The sequence below is a fragment of the Streptomyces sp. NPDC005706 genome (genome assembly GCF_040631045.1).
Taxonomy (GTDB): Bacteria; Actinomycetota; Actinomycetes; order Streptomycetales; family Streptomycetaceae; genus Streptomyces.
Map to the genome: position 1 here is coordinate 73,483 of NZ_JBEXYS010000023.1, position 16,014 is coordinate 89,496.

Consider the following 16,014-nt stretch of genomic DNA (forward strand, 5'->3'; position numbering starts at 1 on the left):
CTGTTATTACGCCCACGCTGTTCGGTCGAGTTGGTTTCTGATCGGTTTCGAGGACCTTTCGGTGATCGACTCATCCCCTTGGCCGGACCCCGCAATCCTCAGGAGCCGCCATGCGCCTCTCCCCCTCCGGTCTTTCCCTCCCCGGGACCAGCCGTCGAACGCTGCTCCGCGGAGCGGGCGGTGCCGCGCTCCTCGCCGGTGCGGGCATACCTCTGCTGTCCGCGTGCGGCGGCAGCGGTTCCGCCGCCGACCCGAAGACCGTCACCCTCGGCTCCAACGCCTCCGACGCCGTGCCGAAGAAGGCGTTCGCGGAGATCTACGCGACGTTCAAGAAGCGGTCGGGCATCACGGTCGACGTGAACACCAAGGACCACAACACCTTCCAGGAGCAGATCAACTCCTACCTCCAGGGCACCCCGGACGACGTGTTCAACTGGTTCGCCGGCTACCGCATGCAGTTCTTCGCGGCGAAGAAGCTGGCGACGCCGATCGACGACGTGTGGGCGAAGATCGAGGGCAACTTCCCCGAGGCCATGAAGAAGCTCAGCAAGGGCGAGGACGGCAAGTACTACTTCGTGCCGCTGTACACGTACCCGTGGGCGCTCTTCTACCGCAGAAGCGTCTTCCAGCAGCACGGCTACGAAGTCCCCACCACCTGGGACCAGTTGATCGCCCTGTGCAAGCGGATGAAGAAGGACGGTCTGGTCCCGATCGCCTTCGGCGACAAGGACGCCTGGCCGGCGATGGGCACCTTCGACCAGATCAACTTCCGGCTCAACGGCTACGACTTCCATGTCGAGCTGATGGCCGGCAAGGCCTCCTGGACCGACTCGAAGGTGAAGTCGGTCTTCGACCACTGGAGCGAGCTGCTCCCCTACCACCAGGACGGCGCCATGGGCCGTACCTGGCAGGACGCCGCGCAGACCCTGGTGGCCAAGAAGGCGGGCATGTACCTCCTGGGCTCGTTCGTGGGACAGCAGTTCACGGACAAGGCCGACCTCGACGACCTCGACTTCTTCGCCTTCCCGGAGATGAACCCCGCCTACGGCCAGGACACCGTCGAGGCGCCCACCGACGGCTTCATGGTCAGCAAGGCCCCGAAGAACCACGCTGGCGTGGTGAAGCTGCTGGAGTACCTCGGCACCCCGGAGGCCGAGGCGGTCTACCTCAAGGCCGACTCCAGCGTGGTGGCCGCCTCCAGCAAGGCGGACACCTCCTCGTACACCGCGCTGCAGAAGAAGGCGTACACGATGATCAGCGGCGCCAAGAGTCTCACCCAGTTCATGGACCGCGACAGCCGGCCGGACTTCACCTCCACGGTGATGCAGCCCGCGCTGCAGAAGTTCATCCAGAACCCCAAGGGCGTGGACGCACTGCTGTCGTCGATCGAGCGCCAGAAGAAGACCATCTTCACGTCCTCGTGAGCGCCCCGATGACGACCGACACGACGACCAAGACTCCGGAGGCGGCCGCCGTGCCGCCTCCGGGCGCCGCGTCCGGTACGACACGGGCCGCACGGGGTCACCGGCGCCTGCTGACCCGCCGCGACCGGATCACGCTCGCCCTCATGGCGGGCGTCCCCACGGTCCTGCACGTGGCCCTGGTCTGGGTCACCGCCCTCGCCTCGATCCTCCTCGCCTTCACCACCTGGGACGGCATCGGGTTCGATTCCATCCAGTGGGTGGGGCTGGAGAACTTCAAGCAACTCTTCGACGACAACCCGCAGTTCTGGCCCGCCGTCCAGCACAACGTCATCTGGTTCGCGGCCCTGATCCTCGTCCCGACGCCGTTCGGGCTGTTCCTCGCCGTGCAGCTGGACAAGCGGATCCGGTTCAGCCGGGTCTACCAGACCGCGTTCTTCCTGCCGGTCGTCATCTCGATGGCCTGCATCGGGTTCGTCTGGCAGCTCGTCTACAACCCGGACACCGGCCTGATCAACAGCATCGTCGGGGCCAACGAGCCCGGCCACTACATCGACTGGATCGGGGACCCCGATCTCAACCTGTGGGCGGTGCTCGTCGCCGCGTCCTGGCGGCACACCGGCTACATGATGATCCTTTACCTGGCCGGCCTGAAGAGCGTCGACCCGTCCCTGCGGGAGGCGTCCGCGCTGGACGGGGCCAATGAATGGCAGTCGTTCCGGCACGTGGTCTTCCCGACCCTGCGCCCGACCAACACGGTCGTCCTCGTCGTCACCATCATCGAGGCACTGCGCGCCTTCGACCTGGTCTTCGTCTTCAACAAGGGCGCACAGGGCACCGAGCTGCTGTCCATCCTGGTGACCAACAACATCATCGGCGAGTCCAGCCGTATCGGTTACGGCTCCGCCATCGCGGTGGTCCTCCTGGTGATCTCCCTCGCGGTGATCGTCCCGTACCTGGTGGCCACCTTCCGGAAGGAGCGGCGATCGTGAGCGCCCCCACCGCCGCACTCAGGCGGCGCGCCCCCGTGCGCCCGGCCCGGGTCCTGCTGCACGTCTTCCTCGCGGCCACGGCCCTGGCGTGGCTCGCGCCCCTGCTGTGGGCGGTCTTCTCGGCCCTGCGCCCCTACAGCGAGACCAGCGCCAAGGGGTACGTGTCCTGGCCGGACAAGCTCGGCCTGGACAACTTCACCCACGCGTACCAGCAGTCGGACATGACGCACTACTTCGTCAACACGCTGGTCATCGCCGTACCGGCCGTGCTGCTGACGCTGTTCCTGTCCTCGTGCGTCGCCTTCTATGTCAGCCGTTTCGACTTCCGGGTCAACCTGGCGCTGCTGCTGGTCTTCACGGCGGGCAACCTGCTCCCGCAGCAGGTCATCATCACGCCGCTGTACCGGATGTACCTGCTGACGGATCTGCCCGGCATCACCGCGAGCGGCAAACTGTACGACTCCGCGCTCGGCCTCGTCCTCATCCACGTGGCGTTCCAGTCCGGCTTCTGCGCGTTCGTGCTGAGCAACTACATGCGCTCGCTGCCGCACGAGCTGACCGAGGCCGCGCTGGTCGACGGCGCCTCGGTGTGGCGGCTGTACTGGCAGATCACGCTGCCGCTGTGCAAGCCGGCGATGGCGGCCCTGGCGACCCTGCTGTCGATCTGGATCTACAACGACTTCTTCTGGGCCCTGGTACTGATCTCCACAGGTGAGAACATGCCGATCACCTCGGCCCTGAACAACCTGTCCGGCCAGTACTTCACCGACCCCAACCTGGTCGCCGCCGGCGCCCTGCTCACCGCGATCCCGACCCTGATCGTCTACTTCGCGCTGCAGCGCCAGTTCGTCAGCGGCCTGACCCTGGGCTCCAGCAAGGGCTGACGGACGTCTCGCGGCACGAAGGCCTCATCCGAGCAGTTTTTTCGTCATCGAACGGGTCCAACGGGAGAATAACCGGCGATTTTGCGCCAGGTCGGGGCATCCCCGACCATGGCCAGGTCCCGGCGATCCCGGGAACACCCGTTCGATGAGAGGTACACCCACCCATGCACGTCACCGGGACCGCCGAGCGGCCGGCTCCGGCGCCCTCGGGAACCCACCCCGTTCCCGCCGAGGACCCGAACGGCGACACCGGACGGCACGCCCGCCGCTTCGGACTGCCCGTAGCCACCGCCCTGGTCATGGGCAACATCATCGGCGGGGGCATCTTCCTGCTCCCCGCCTCCGTCGCCCCCTACGGCACCGTCAGCCTGGTCGCCTTCGCCGTCCTGACGGTGGGCGCCATCGCGCTCGCCCTGGTCTTCGGCCGGCTCGCCCGGCGCGACCCGCGCACCGGCGGCCCCTACGTCTACGCCCGCGAGGCATTCGGCGACTTCGCCGGCTTCCTCGCCGCCTGGGCGTACTGGATCACCACCTGGGTGTCGAACGCGGCGCTCGCCGTGGCCGCCGTCGGCTACCTCGACGTGCTGGTCCCGGTGGCCGGCCATCGCTGGAGCGCCTGCCTGGCCGCCCTGGTGCTGCAGTGGCTGCCCGCGCTCGCCAACTTCGCCGGCACCCGCTACGTGGGCGCCGTACAGCTCGTCTCCACGGTGCTGAAGTTCGTCCCGCTGCTGCTCGTCGCGGTCGGCGGGCTGTTCTTCTTCGACCCGGCGAAGCTCGGGCCGTTCAACGCCACCGGCGGCGGCGCCATCGGCGCGGTGTCCGCGTGCGCCGCCCTGCTGCTCTTCTCCTACCTCGGGGTCGAGTCCGCCGCCGTCAGCGCGGGCGAGGTCAGGGACGCCCGCCGCAACGTGGGGCGCGCCACCGTCATCGGCACCGCCGGCGCCGCCGTGGTGTACCTGCTGGGCACCCTGTCGGTCTTCGGCACGGTCGGGCACGGCCGTCTGGTGACGTCCACCGCGCCGTTCTCGGACGCCGTGAACGCCATGTTCGGCGGAAGCTGGGGCGGCTGGGCCGTGGCCCTCGCCGCCCTGGTCTCGATGACCGGCTGCCTCAACGGCTGGACGCTGCTGAGCGCCCAGACCCCGTACGCCGCGGCCCGGGACGGCCTGTTCCCGGCCGCCTTCGCGCGCCGCCGCCGGGGCGTACCGACCGTCGGCGTCGGTGTCACCGTGGTCCTCGCCTCGCTGCTCACCGTGTACAACTACACGGCGGGCTCGGCGAAGGTCTTCGACATGCTGGTGCTCGTCACCACCTTCACCGCGACCGTGCCCTACCTGCTGGCCACCGCCGCCCAGGTGTTCCACCTGGTGTCCGGCCAGCGCGAGTCGGTCGACCGGGCGCGGCTGGTCCGGGACGCCGTGGTCACCGCGGTGGCGGCCGCCTTCTCGATCTGGCTCGTCGCGGGCGCCGGCTACGCGGCGGTGTACCAGGGCGTGCTGTTCCTGTTCGCGGGAATCATCGTGTACGCGGTGATGGCGGCCCGGCGGCAGCGGACTGCCTGACCGGGGCTCCGGCGTCCGCGGCCGTCCGGGGCGCCCCGCTGCCGCGCGCGGCCCGCTAACGAGGTTCGTGGGCCGCCGCCCGGCAGGCGCCGTTCGCGGCGCCGCCCGCCACTCCGGCCTCGGTCAGCCCGGCCACACAGCTCTGCAGGTCTCCGACCACGCCGCGGCCGCAGGCCGCTGTCACGGAGTCGGAGGCGGTGGCACCGGCCTGTGCGGCCATCTGCGCGCAGGCGGGGATGTCCGCCCGGGCCGCGGGTGCGGTGAGGACCGCACCGCCGAGGGTGAGGGCCAGTGCGGTGAGGACACCGGCCGCACGGGTCGGACTGCGCATGGGAACCACCTGCTCTCCGGGACGTTCACGCGGGACGGAAGGAACTCGGCCCGACCGGCAGCCGGTTGAGGGCCGCCCGGCAGGCTCGCGAGCCCCTCACTCCAGCGTCGCATCCCCGCCCCCGCCCGTCCTGTGCAGCCGGGGGCCCACCCGCCGGACGCACGGAAGGCCGCCCTCCCACCAGTGAGAGAACGGCCTCCGACCTGCGTAAAGCATGGTCGGGACGACAGGATTTGAACCTGCGACCCCTTGACCCCCAGTCAAGTGCGCTACCAAGCTGCGCCACGTCCCGATGCGCTCACTCGCGGTGACCCGCGTGATCGCGCGAACAGCACTTTACCCCACGTGCGGGGGTGCGCCGAAGACGCCCCGGAACGGGACCGGGACAATGGGCCGTATGACAGACGCGGACACGGCAGCGGGAGGTCCGGCGGGCGGCCGGGACCGGGACCCGGACGGGCGGGCGCGCAACGCCCGGCCCCGGGACGGCCTGGGGCGGCCGCTGCCGTACGGGGCCGACGGGGTCGAACGCCAGCCGGAGGGGGTCGTACGGACCGCCCGGGAGACGGTCGCCGAGGCGCAGGCGCTGCTGGACGCGGGCCGGCCCTTCCACGCCCACGAGGTGTTCGAGGACGCCTGGAAGTCGGGGCCCGAGGACGAGCGCACGCTGTGGCGCGGTCTCGCCCAGCTCGCCGTGGGGCTCACGCACGCGGCCCGGGGCAACGTCACCGGCGGGGCGCGGCTGCTGCGGCGCGGTGCGGGCGCGGTCGAGGAGTGGGAGGTCGCGCGGGGCGAGGACCGGCCCTACGGGATCGACCTGGCCGGGCTCGCCGTGTGGGCACGGGAGCTGGCCGGGCGGGTGGAGCGGGGGCCGGGGCCCGTGGAGGCGGCGGCCGAGGCGCCGCGGCTGGTCTCCTGACCGCCTCCCCCCGGGGCCGCCGCGGAGGCGGTGGGATCACTGTCGGTGGCATACGGCAGACTCTGGGCGTGCGAAAGATTCATGTCATCGGTATCGGTGCGGGCGACCCCGACCAGCTGACCCTTCAGGCGGTCAAGGCGCTGCGGGGCACGGACGTGTTCTTCCTGCTCGACAAGGGCGAGGTGAAGAGCGACCTCACCCGGCTCCGCCGGGACATGCTCGACGCGCATCTGCCCGAGGGCGGGTTCCGGGTGGTGACGGCGCGTGACCCGGAGCGGGACCGTACGGCGGGCGGGACCGCGTACTCCCCGGCCGTGGAGGACTGGCGCGTAGCGCGCGCGGGCATCTACGAGCGGCTGATCACCGAGGAGCTGGGCGAGGACGGCACCGGCGCGTTCCTGGTGTGGGGGGACCCGTCGCTGTACGACAGCACACTCGGCATCCTCCAGGAGGTGCTGGAGCGGGGCGCGGTGGAGTTCGAGTACGACGTGGTGCCCGGCATCAGCAGCGTCTCCTCCCTGGTGGCCCGGCACCGCACGGGGCTGAACCGGGTGGCCCGGCCCGTGCAGATCACCACCGGGCGGCGGCTGGCCGAGGGTTTCCCGGACGGGGTGGACGACGTCGTGGTGATGCTGGACGCGCACCAGGCCTTCCGGCGGTACGCGGAGCAGGACATCGACATCTACTGGGGCGCGTACATAGGCACCCCGGACGAGATCCTCGTCTCCGGCCCGCTCGCCGAGGCAGGACCCCGCATCGAACGGGTGCGTGCCGAGGCCCGGGAGCGCAAGGGCTGGATCATGGACACGTATCTGCTGCGCCGGAATCCCGGGGAGAGCTGAGGCCCAGCCGCTCCAGTACTCCGGCCACGTCGGACACCACCGTGGCGCCGGCCGGGGGTTCGGGACGGCGTACGACGATCACGGGCAGTCCCAGGTCCCGTGCGGCCGTCAGTTTCGCGGCCGTGGCCTCGCCTCCGCTGTCCTTGGTGACCAGGACGTCGATCCGGTGGGTGCGCAGCAGGCGGGTCTCGTCGGTCACCGTGAACGGCCCGCGGGCGAGGACCACCCGGGTGTCCGGGGGCAGCGGCGGCTCGGGCGGATCCACCGACCGGACGACGAAGGTCAGGTCCGTCAGGTGCCGGAAGGCGGCGAGCCCCAGGCGGCCGGTGCTGAGGAACACCCGTCGGCCCAGACGGGGCAGCGCCTCGGCGGCCGCGTCCAGCGAGCGGACGAAGTGCCAGTCGTCACCGGGCCGCGACCGCCAGCCGGGGCGGCGCAGCACCAGGGCATGGACCCCGGTGGCCGCGGCCGCGCGGGCCGCGTTGGCCGTGATCGTATCGGCGAAGGGGTGGGTGGCGTCGACCAGGACGTCCACCCGGTGCGCCCGCAGCCATTCGGCGAGGCCCTCCGGCCCGCCGAAACCACCGATCCGCACCTCGCCCGGCACCGGCGCCGGACGGGCGACCCGGCCGGCCAGCGAGGTGGTGACCCGGACACCGGGGCGTGCGGCGAGTTCCGCGGCGAGACGGCGGGCCTCGGTGGTGCCGCCGAGGATCAGGACGTGCGGGGACATGGGGGTGAGCGTACCGAGACCGCTCGGACCGGACCGCGGCGCGGACGGCCACGGTCCGCGCGGGCGGCTACCGTCGGGCCATGGAATCCGTGCGTGCCGTCCTGATCGACATCGACGGTGTCCTCACCGTCTCCTGGAAGCCGCTGCCGGGTGCGGTGGAGGCGCTGGCGCGGATCCGCGGGGCCGGTCTCGGTGTGGTCCTGGTGACCAACACGACGTCGCGTTCGCGGGCGTCGATCGCCCGGACGCTGTCGGGGGCCGGCTTCGAGGTGGACGTGGAGGACGTGCTGACCGCGCCCGCCGCCACGGCCGTCCATCTCGCCGAGCACTACCCGGGCGCCCGCTGCGCCCTCCTCAACAGCGGGGACGTGGGGGCGGACCTGGGGGACATCACCGTGGTGGACGACGGTGCGGACGTGGTCGTGCTGGGGGGTGCGGGGCCGGAGTTCGACTACGCGGCGCTGAACCGGGCCTTCGGGCAGTTGCAGCGCGGGGCGCGACTGGTCGCCATGCACCGCAATCTGTACTGGCGGACCGACTCCGGGCTGCAACTGGACTCCGGTGCCTTCCTGCTCGGTCTCGAGCGGGCGGCGCGTGTGGAGGCGGAGGTCACGGGCAAGCCGTCCCGGGCGTTCTTCGAGGCCGCGCTGTCCCGGCTCGGCGCGGGTGCGGACCAGGCGCTGATGGTGGGGGACGACATCGAGTCGGACGTCCTCGCGGCGCAGCGGGCCGGGCTCACCGGTGTCCTGGTGCGGACGGGGAAGTACCGGCCGGAGACGCATGAGAACGCGAGCGGCACTCCCGACCACGTCGTGGACTCCTTCGCGGACGTCCCGGCGCTGCTCGGCCTAGCGCAGCAGTAGCTGCACACCGCCGACGATCGTCGCGGCGATCACCAGTTGTTCGAAGAGCCGTTGGTTGATCCTGTTCACAGCCCACTTGCCGATCAACGCGCCGGGCACGACGAACGCCACGAGCGCGGCGTCGAGGAGCAGGGAACGGCCGTCGATCAGGCCGAGTCCGGCGCTGAAGGGCACCTTGGACACGTTCACGATGAGGAAGAAGAAGGCCGACGTGCCGAGGAAGCCGAGCTTGCGGAAGCCCGCGGAAAGGAGATACATCGACATCACCGGGCCGCCCGCGTTCGCGACCATCGTGGTGAATCCGCCGAGAACGCCGTACGAGCGCGCCTTGATCCGGCCGGCCCGGGTGGTGACCTCGTCCGGCTCGGCCTCCGCCCCGGCCCGGCGCCGCCGCCACAGTGTGACGCCGGCCATCAGGAGCAGGATCGCGCCGATCGAGGTCCGTACCACCGCGTCGTCGGCCCACAGCAGGAACACGGTGCCGGCCACCACGCCGGCCGCGACGGCCGGGAACAGCCGCCACAGCGTGGGCCAGTGGGCGTGCCGCCGGTAGGTGAGCACGGCGAGCACGTCACCGGCGATCAGGACGGGCAGCAGCACTCCGGTGGAGGCGCGGGCGGGCAGGACCGCGGCGAAGACCGCGAGGCTGACCGTGTTGGCCCCGCTGACGGCGGTCTTGGAGAAGCCCACCAGCAGGGCCGCGAGGGCGAGGGCGGCGAACCCCCAGCCGGATATGTGCCAGAGCGTCATCGTGTTCATACGGCGACTGATGCTACGTGCACGCGTCCGGCGCGTCGGACCGTTTTCCACGCGGCGCGGGTACGTGGACCGGCCGAGGTGCTCCTTGGACCGGGCCCCTCGGTCCGATCCCCTTGCCGGGGAGCGCCGTTTCCCCGCCGAAGCCCTGCTAGCCCCTCTCGACCAGCACGGCGCTGCCCTGTCCCACGCCCACGCACATGGTCGCGAGCCCCCGCCCGGCGCCCGTGCGCCGCATCCGGTGCAGCAGGGTGGTGAGGATACGGGCGCCGGAGCAGCCGAGTGGGTGGCCGAGGGCGATCGCGCCGCCGGTGGGGTTCACCAGGTCGGGGTCGATGCCCAGTTCGTCGACGCAGGCGAGGGCCTGGGCGGCGAACGCCTCGTTGAACTCGGCCTCCCCCAGGTCGCCGATGGTCCAGCCGGCCCGGGCCAGCGCCTTGCGGGTGGCGGGGACCGGGCCGATGCCCATCACGTCGGGATGGACGCCCGCGGAGGCACCGGCGACGTACCGGCCGAGGGACTCCAGGCCCAGCTCGTTCAGTGCCTCCTCGCTGACCAGCAGCAGTCCGGCGGCGCCGTCGTTCATCGGGGAGGCGTTGCCCGCCGTGACCGTGCCGCCCGCGCGGAACACCGGCTTCAGGCGGGACAGCTTCTCCAGCGAGGTGTCCTCTCGGACGCACTCGTCCTGGCCGACGGTGATGCCGTCGGGGCGCTCCACGGGCAGGAGTTCGTCGTCGAAGTGGCCGTTCTTCCGGGCGGCTGCGGCCAGTTGGTGGCTGCGCAGGGCGAACTCGTCCTGGCGGGCGCGGGAGACGCCGTACCGCTCGGCGACCTCCTCGGCCGTCTCGCCCATGGCCAGCAGGCCGTGCAGGTCCTTCATGGCGGGATTGACCAGGCGCCAGCCCAGCCGGGTGTCGTGGGTCTCGATGCGGTGCGGCAGGGCCTCGTCGGGGCGGGGCAGCACGAAGGGGGCGCGGCTCATGGACTCGGAGCCGCCCGCGAGCACGATGTCGGCCTCGCCGGCGGCGATGGTGCGGGCGGCGGCGGTGACGGCCTCGAGGCCGGAGGCGCACAGCCGGTTGACGGTGGCGCCGGGCACGGACTCGGGCAGGCCCGCGAGCAGCGCGGCCATCCGGGCGACGTTGCGGTTGTCCTCGCCCGCCTGGTTGGCGGCGCCCCAGTAGACGTCGTCGATACGGGCCGGGTCCAGCGCGGGCAGGTCGGCCACCAGACGGCGGATCACGGTGGCCGCGAGGTCGTCGGGCCGCACCGTGGAGAGGGCACCGCGCAGCTTGCCGATGGGGGTGCGGCGGGCGGCCGCGAAGTGGACGGGACGCACGGCTGGGGCTCCTGACCGACGACGTTGTGGATCAGCACGGACCGGGGTCCGTTCGGCAGCACCCTTAATTAGCACTGCTAGTTTTGGACTATAGCCCGACCGCCCGCCCCCTGGGAAGATCCTCCCCTGACCCGCGCCGAACCGGCTGGAGGAGACATGACCGACGTCCGCGAGCACGACCTCGGTGGCATCACCGTGACCGAGTGGCCGCACCCGGAGCCGCGGTACCTGGCCGTCGTGGTGCACGGGTACGGCGAGCACGTCCGCCGGTACGACGAACTGGCCGACGCGCTGACGGGAGACGGGGCGGCGGTGTACGGCCCAGATCACGTCGGGCACGGGCGGTCGACGGGTGAGCGGGTGGTGATCGAGGACTTCGAGGACGTGGTCACGGACGTGCACCGGGTGGCCGGACTGGCCCGCGCCGCGCATCCCGGGCTGCCGCTGGTCATGGTCGGCCACTCCATGGGCGGCCTGATCGCCGCCCGGTACGCCCAGCGGTACGGGTCCGAGCTGAGCGCACTGGTGCTGTCCGGGCCGGTGATCGGCGCCTGGGAGCTGCCCGGGCGGCTGCTCGCCCTGGACGAGATCCCGGACACCCCGATCAGCCCCGCCGCGCTCTCCCGCGACCCCGCGGTGGGCGCCGCGTACGCCGCCGACCCGCTGGTCTGGCACGGCCCGATGAAGCGGCCGACGCTGGAGGCGTTCGTCCGCACCCTCGACGCCGTCGACGAGGGCGGGGACGTCGGGGCGCTGCCGGTGCTGTGGCTGCACGGGGACGACGACCGGCTGGTGCCGCTGCCGGGCAGCCGGGTCGGCGTGGAGCGGCTCAGCGGCGGACGGCTGACCGAACGGACCTTCGCCGGAGCACGGCACGAGGTCTTCAACGAGACGAACCGGGCGGAGGTCCTCGCCGAGCTCATCCGCTTCCTGGACCGGGTACTCCCCCGCTGATCAGGCACGTTTGCCCCGGCACCCGCCGGGCACCCGCATCGTCGGACGTGACGCCACGAAGCCGGATGTCACGGCATCAAGCCGTACGGAACGCCATGAACCGGCACGTCACGAATGAAGACGACAGAAGGGGAGAACAGCGCCATGACCGTGGTGAAGAGCACGCTGTCCGACGAGGCGCTCAAGATCACCGGTACCGCCTTGCAGGACACCCTCGTGGACCTGCTGGGTCTGTCGCTGATCGGCAAGCAGGCCCACTGGAACATCGTCGGCCCGCGGTTCCGCTCGATCCACCTCCAGCTCGACGAGGTGGTCGACACGGCCCGCGCCCACTCCGACACGGTCGCGGAGCGCGCCGCCGCCCTCGGCGTGGCGCCGGACGGGCGGCCCGAGACCGTCGCCGCGGCCCTCGCCCTGCCCAGGACCAAGGAGGGCTGGCTGCGTGACACCGAGGTGGTGGAGCTGATGGTGTCGGCCCTCGAGTCGGTGATCGGCCGGCTGCGGGAGCGCATCGCCGCCACCGACGAGCCGGACCCGGTCAGCCAGGACCTGCTGATCGCCATCACGGCCGACCTGGAGAAGCAGCGCTGGATGTTCGAGGCCGAGAACTGGCCCCGCGACGAGAAGTGAGCCGGCACCGGCCCGACGCACGACGGCCGGCCCGAAGCGGGTGGGCCGGCCCCCGCAACGGAAGGGGAAGTCCATGGCGGACGCACTCGAGATCGACGCGCTGTGGGAGGACTTCCACCGCGTGGTGAACATGACCTCGGCGGAACTCGCCTCCTGGCTCAGGGTCCGGGACGCCGACGAGGATGTGGAGCCGCTGCCCGACCAGGCGGGCTCGCCGACAGGGCAGCACGTCCTCGCCATCCTGCAGAAGCGGCGCACCGACCTGACCGATGACGACGTCCAGGTGATGCACCGGGTCGTCGACACCGTCGGTGACCTGGTGGACATGGAGAACGAGCCCGAGCCGGAGCGCACTCCGGAGGACACCCGCCGCCGGCACCGGCTGATGACGCTGGGGCACGACCCGCTCAAGCCGTAGGACGCGACGTGAACCGCGACGAACGGATGGTGCGAGAGCTGGTGGCCGGGTACGGGCGGACGTACGCCGAAGAAGCGGACATCCGGCTGAAGGACACCCCGCAGCCGCTGTACCGGCTGCTCGTCCTCTCCCTCCTGCTGAGCGCGCGGATCAGGGCCTCGGTCGCGGTCGCCGCGGCCCGCGCGCTGCACGAGGACCGCCTCGACAGCCCCAAGCGCATGGCCGGGGCGGACTGGCAGCAGCGCGTGGACGCGCTGGGCCGCGGCGGCTACCGGCGCTACGACGAGCGCACGGCCACGCAACTCGGGGACGGCGCGGAGCTGCTGACCGACCGCTGGGGCGGCGATCTGCGCCGGCTCCACGAGGAGGCGGGCGACGACACCGGCGAACTCAGGCGGCTCCTTCAGGAGGAGCCGGGCATCGGGCCGGCCGGCGCCGACATCTTCCTGCGTGAGGCCCAGCGGGTGTGGCCGGATGTCGCGCCGTACTTCGACGCCAAGGCGCTGTCCGGCGCCGGCCGGCTGGGCCTGCCGGAGGACTCCGGCCGCCTGGCGCGGCTCGCCGGGGACACCGAACCGGCCGTACTGGCCGCGGCGTTGGTGAGGGCGGCGCTGGACGGACAGGTGGCCGAAGACTGTCTGCGCCGCGCCTCATGATCGTGTCACACTGCTCCAGGTCCCCCGGCTGACCGAGGGGGTCCGGTCGAGCGGAGGAGCAGCACGTGACGGGGACCGAGCCGGCCGCCCAGGCGATCGACACCACCCGGCCGCATCCGGCCAGGGTCTACGACTGGTTCCTCGGCGGGAAGGACAACTACCCCGTCGACGAACAGCTCGGCCGGCAGATCGCGGCGATCGACGGCGGCGCCCCGCGCGCGGCACTCGCCAACCGGGCCTTCATGCGCCGCGCCACCCGAGCGCTGGCCGGGGACTCGGGCATCCGCCAGTTCCTGGACATCGGCACCGGCATACCCACCGAACCCAATCTGCACCAGATCGCCCAGTCCGTCGCGCCGGACGCCCGCGTCGTCTACGTGGACAACGACCCCATCGTGCTGGCCCACGCGCACGCGCTGCTGCGCGGCACCCCGCAGGGCGTGACCGAGTACCTCCAGGCCGACGCCCGCGATCCGGGCGCCATTCTCGAACAGGCCTCCCGCGTACTGGACCTCGGCCGCCCCGTCGCCCTCTCCCTGATCGCGCTGCTGCACTTCGTCGCCGACGAGGACGGCGCCCACGAGCTGGTCCGCACGCTGGTCGACGCGCTGGCCCCGGGCAGTTGCCTGGTGCTGTCGATGATGACGGCCGACTTCGAGCCGGAGAACGTCCGGCGGGGCATCGCCGCGTACGCGGCGGGCGGAGTCACCCTGGTGGCCCGCTCGCGGGCCGAGGTCGGAGTGTTCTTCGAGGGACTCGAACTGCTGCCGCCCGGGATCGAGTCGGTCGCCCGGTGGCGCTCGGAGGACGGGCCCGACGGCGCCGCACCGGTCTCGCTGTACGGCGCGGTCGGGCTGAAGCGCTGACTCAGGCCCGCTGCAGCGGTATCCCTATCACCTCGGCGATGGTCCGCAGCACCCCGTTGTCGTTGTTGGCCGGGGCGAGCCGGCGTGCCCTGCGGACGACCTCCGGGTGGGCGTTGGCCATGGCGAAGGACCACTCGGCGGCGTCCAGCATCTCCAGGTCGTTGAGATAGTCGCCGAACACCATCGTCTGCGCCGGTGTGATGCCCAGTTCGCGCTGGAGGCCGCGCAGGGCGGCGCCCTTGTTGGCGGTGCGGTTCATGACGTCGACCCAGTGCTCCCCGGACACGACGACCTGGTGGGTGGCGGCGAACGCCTCGAGGGCCGGGGCGGTGCTGCGCTCGGCCGAGCCGAAGTCGAACAGCGCCACCTTGATCACCTCGTCCTCGACGGCGGTGACGTCCTCGACGACGCGGTGCTCGACGTAGTACTTGCGCACCTCCGCGAGGAACGCCTCGTCGGACCGCTCGACGTACGCCGACCGCTTGCCGCAGACGACGGCGCCCACGTCGACGCCGTCCGCGGCGAGCCGCCGTACCGTACGGGCGACGTCCGCCGCGACGGCCGGCTCCAACGGGTCGGAGCTGAGTTCCACGCCGTCGCGGACGACGTAGGTGCCGTTCTCCGCGATGAACACCATCCCCTCGGCGACGTCCGCGAACTCCCGGGCCAGCGTGGCGTACTGGCGGCCGCTGGCCGGGCTGAACAGCACGCCGCGGCGGCGCAGTTCGGCGAGCATCGGCCACAGGCCGTCGGGGACGCGCTTGGCGTCGTCCAGCAGTGTGCCGTCCATGTCGGTGACGACGAGCCGGATGCCGGCGGAGCCGGTGACGGGTGCGGGGACGTCGGCGAGGGGCGCGGGCGTGGCGTGCATGTCCTGCTTCCGGATCGGGGAGGGGTACCTGATCCAGTGTTCCTCATGCGCCGCGGGACACCGGAGGGTGCCCGGCCCGTCACGCTCCGGGTTTCCCGGGACAGCGCGATCAAGGAGCGGCACAATGACGGCGGGCAACCGCACGTGAGAGGGGCGGATACGTGAGCGAGGGGCATTCCCCGGCCGCCGGACCGGCGAGGCTGAACACCTCCGTGGCGCACAACGCGCGGGTCTGGAACTACTGGATCGGCGGCAAGGACAACTACGAGGTCGACCAGCGGGTCGGCGAGCACGTCGCCGGGATGTTCCCGGTCATCCGGGCGGTGGCCCGGGCGGACCGGGACTTCCTCGGCCGGGCGGTGCGCCACCTGGCCGCCGAGCGCGGGGTGCGCCAGTTCCTCGACGTGGGCACGGGCCTGCCGACGGTGGACAACACCCACGAGATCGCGCAGCGTGTCGCGCCCGACTCCCGGATCGTGTACGTCGACAACGACCCGATCGTCCTGGTGCACGCCCGCTCGCTGCTCACCAGCTCCCCCGAGGGCGTCACCGACTACATCGACGCCGATGTGCACGACGCCGAGGCCATCGTGCGCGGCGCGGCCGGGACCCTGGACCTGGACCGGCCGGTCGCGGTGATGATGCTGGGCATCCTCAACTTCGTCCTGGACGTGGACGAGGCGCGGGACATCGTGCGGCGGATCATGGCGGCGGTGCCCTCCGGCAGCTTCCTGGTGCTCACCCACCCCACCTTCGACGCCGAGGTCGGCGGCGAGGGCAACATCGCCGCGATGGAGTTCTGGAACGCCAACGCCACCCCGCCGATCGTCGCGCGCGGCCGCGCGGATATCGCCGGGTTCCTCGACGGTCTGGAGCCGGTGGAACCGGGCCTGGTGCCGTGCTCGCAGTGGCGCGCCGAACCCGACGCCGCCGCGGTACCGCAGTTCGGCGCGGTGGCCGTGAAACCCTGAGCGGAC

18 protein-coding genes and 1 tRNA gene are annotated in these 16,014 nt (G+C 71.8%); 13 read left to right on the forward strand and 6 right to left on the reverse strand.

What is annotated here, in order from left to right:
• Nucleotides 1–110: 110 nt before the first annotated feature.
• The 4 genes from ABZ478_RS28580 (at nucleotide 111) to ABZ478_RS28595 (ending at nucleotide 4,859) form a co-directional block, all read left to right on the forward strand.
• On the forward strand, nucleotides 111–1,424 hold the full coding sequence (locus ABZ478_RS28580; protein WP_359553643.1) for an ABC transporter substrate-binding protein: 1,314 nt from the start codon (nucleotides 111–113) through the stop codon (nucleotides 1,422–1,424).
• Between the two features lie 8 nt (nucleotides 1,425–1,432).
• Nucleotides 1,433–2,413, forward strand: coding sequence for a sugar ABC transporter permease (locus ABZ478_RS28585; protein ID WP_359553645.1), 981 nt, complete (start codon nucleotides 1,433–1,435; stop codon nucleotides 2,411–2,413).
• Nucleotides 2,410–3,297 carry a carbohydrate ABC transporter permease gene (locus ABZ478_RS28590; protein ID WP_359553646.1) on the forward strand — a complete coding sequence of 296 codons (888 nt, stop codon included), beginning with the start codon at nucleotides 2,410–2,412 and terminating at the stop codon, nucleotides 3,295–3,297. The genes ABZ478_RS28585 and ABZ478_RS28590 overlap by 4 nt, the downstream gene beginning before the upstream one ends.
• Before the next feature lie 164 nt (nucleotides 3,298–3,461).
• Complete coding sequence (locus tag ABZ478_RS28595) at nucleotides 3,462–4,859, forward strand: amino acid permease (RefSeq protein WP_359553647.1); 1,398 nt, start codon at nucleotides 3,462–3,464, stop codon at nucleotides 4,857–4,859.
• Nucleotides 4,860–4,914: 55 nt separating this feature from the next.
• On the opposite strand, the gene ABZ478_RS28600 is transcribed toward ABZ478_RS28595, so the two are convergent.
• Both ABZ478_RS28600 and ABZ478_RS28605 read right to left on the reverse strand, forming a co-directional pair.
• Nucleotides 4,915–5,190 carry a hypothetical protein gene (locus ABZ478_RS28600; protein ID WP_359553649.1) on the reverse strand — a complete coding sequence of 92 codons (276 nt, stop codon included), beginning with the start codon at nucleotides 5,188–5,190 and terminating at the stop codon, nucleotides 4,915–4,917.
• A gap of 215 nt (nucleotides 5,191–5,405) precedes the next feature.
• A tRNA-Pro gene (locus ABZ478_RS28605) sits at nucleotides 5,406–5,482 on the reverse strand.
• A 105-nt stretch (nucleotides 5,483–5,587) separates the two neighbouring features.
• On the opposite strand from ABZ478_RS28605, the gene ABZ478_RS28610 reads away from it, so the two are divergent.
• Both ABZ478_RS28610 and cobF read left to right on the forward strand, forming a co-directional pair.
• Nucleotides 5,588–6,109, forward strand: coding sequence for a DUF309 domain-containing protein (locus ABZ478_RS28610; RefSeq protein WP_359553650.1), 522 nt, complete (start codon nucleotides 5,588–5,590; stop codon nucleotides 6,107–6,109).
• Nucleotides 6,110–6,177: 68 nt separating this feature from the next.
• On the forward strand, nucleotides 6,178–6,951 hold the full coding sequence (gene cobF, locus ABZ478_RS28615; protein WP_359553652.1) for a precorrin-6A synthase (deacetylating): 774 nt from the start codon (nucleotides 6,178–6,180) through the stop codon (nucleotides 6,949–6,951).
• Here cobF and ABZ478_RS28620 read toward each other — a convergent pair.
• Entirely contained in the window at nucleotides 6,908–7,684 is a 777-nt protein-coding gene (locus ABZ478_RS28620) for a cobalt-precorrin-6A reductase (RefSeq protein WP_359553653.1), read from the reverse strand. The two genes, cobF and ABZ478_RS28620, sit on opposite strands and share 44 nt — an antisense overlap.
• Nucleotides 7,685–7,764: 80 nt before the next feature.
• Between ABZ478_RS28620 and ABZ478_RS28625 the strand changes: the two genes are divergently transcribed.
• Entirely contained in the window at nucleotides 7,765–8,547 is a 783-nt protein-coding gene (locus ABZ478_RS28625; protein WP_359553654.1) for a TIGR01458 family HAD-type hydrolase, read from the forward strand.
• Here ABZ478_RS28625 and ABZ478_RS28630 read toward each other — a convergent pair.
• Both ABZ478_RS28630 and ABZ478_RS28635 read right to left on the reverse strand, forming a co-directional pair.
• Nucleotides 8,533–9,306, reverse strand: a complete 774-nt coding sequence (locus ABZ478_RS28630) for a sulfite exporter TauE/SafE family protein (RefSeq protein WP_359553656.1) — start codon at nucleotides 9,304–9,306, stop codon at nucleotides 8,533–8,535. The two genes, ABZ478_RS28625 and ABZ478_RS28630, sit on opposite strands and share 15 nt — an antisense overlap.
• Before the next feature lie 148 nt (nucleotides 9,307–9,454).
• Nucleotides 9,455–10,642 carry a thiolase family protein gene (locus tag ABZ478_RS28635; protein WP_359553658.1) on the reverse strand — a complete coding sequence of 396 codons (1,188 nt, stop codon included), beginning with the start codon at nucleotides 10,640–10,642 and terminating at the stop codon, nucleotides 9,455–9,457.
• Between the two features lie 156 nt (nucleotides 10,643–10,798).
• On the opposite strand from ABZ478_RS28635, the gene ABZ478_RS28640 reads away from it, so the two are divergent.
• From ABZ478_RS28640 to ABZ478_RS28660, 5 genes are all read left to right on the forward strand, one after another.
• A complete protein-coding gene (locus tag ABZ478_RS28640) occupies nucleotides 10,799–11,596 on the forward strand; it encodes a lysophospholipase (RefSeq protein ID WP_359553660.1) in 798 nt (265 codons plus the stop codon).
• Nucleotides 11,597–11,740: 144 nt separating this feature from the next.
• Complete coding sequence (locus ABZ478_RS28645; protein WP_359553661.1) at nucleotides 11,741–12,226, forward strand: DNA starvation/stationary phase protection protein; 486 nt, start codon at nucleotides 11,741–11,743, stop codon at nucleotides 12,224–12,226.
• 73 nt (nucleotides 12,227–12,299) lie between these two features.
• Nucleotides 12,300–12,644 (forward strand): DUF3140 domain-containing protein, encoded by a 345-nt coding sequence (locus tag ABZ478_RS28650; protein ID WP_359553663.1) that lies wholly within the window; start codon nucleotides 12,300–12,302, stop codon nucleotides 12,642–12,644.
• 8 nt (nucleotides 12,645–12,652) lie between these two features.
• Nucleotides 12,653–13,300, forward strand: coding sequence for an endonuclease (locus ABZ478_RS28655; RefSeq protein WP_359553665.1), 648 nt, complete (start codon nucleotides 12,653–12,655; stop codon nucleotides 13,298–13,300).
• A 65-nt stretch (nucleotides 13,301–13,365) separates the two neighbouring features.
• The gene (locus ABZ478_RS28660) at nucleotides 13,366–14,166 is read left to right on the forward strand and encodes an SAM-dependent methyltransferase (RefSeq protein WP_359553666.1); all 801 of its coding nucleotides are present in this window, start codon (nucleotides 13,366–13,368) and stop codon (nucleotides 14,164–14,166) included.
• Nucleotide 14,167: 1 nt separating this feature from the next.
• Here the strand turns inward: ABZ478_RS28660 and ABZ478_RS28665 are convergent, their stop codons facing one another.
• On the reverse strand, nucleotides 14,168–15,037 hold the full coding sequence (locus ABZ478_RS28665) for a Cof-type HAD-IIB family hydrolase (protein WP_359553668.1): 870 nt from the start codon (nucleotides 15,035–15,037) through the stop codon (nucleotides 14,168–14,170).
• 161 nt (nucleotides 15,038–15,198) lie between these two features.
• On the opposite strand from ABZ478_RS28665, the gene ABZ478_RS28670 reads away from it, so the two are divergent.
• Nucleotides 15,199–16,008 carry an SAM-dependent methyltransferase gene (locus tag ABZ478_RS28670; RefSeq protein WP_359553670.1) on the forward strand — a complete coding sequence of 270 codons (810 nt, stop codon included), beginning with the start codon at nucleotides 15,199–15,201 and terminating at the stop codon, nucleotides 16,006–16,008.
• Nucleotides 16,009–16,014 lie beyond the last annotated feature (6 nt).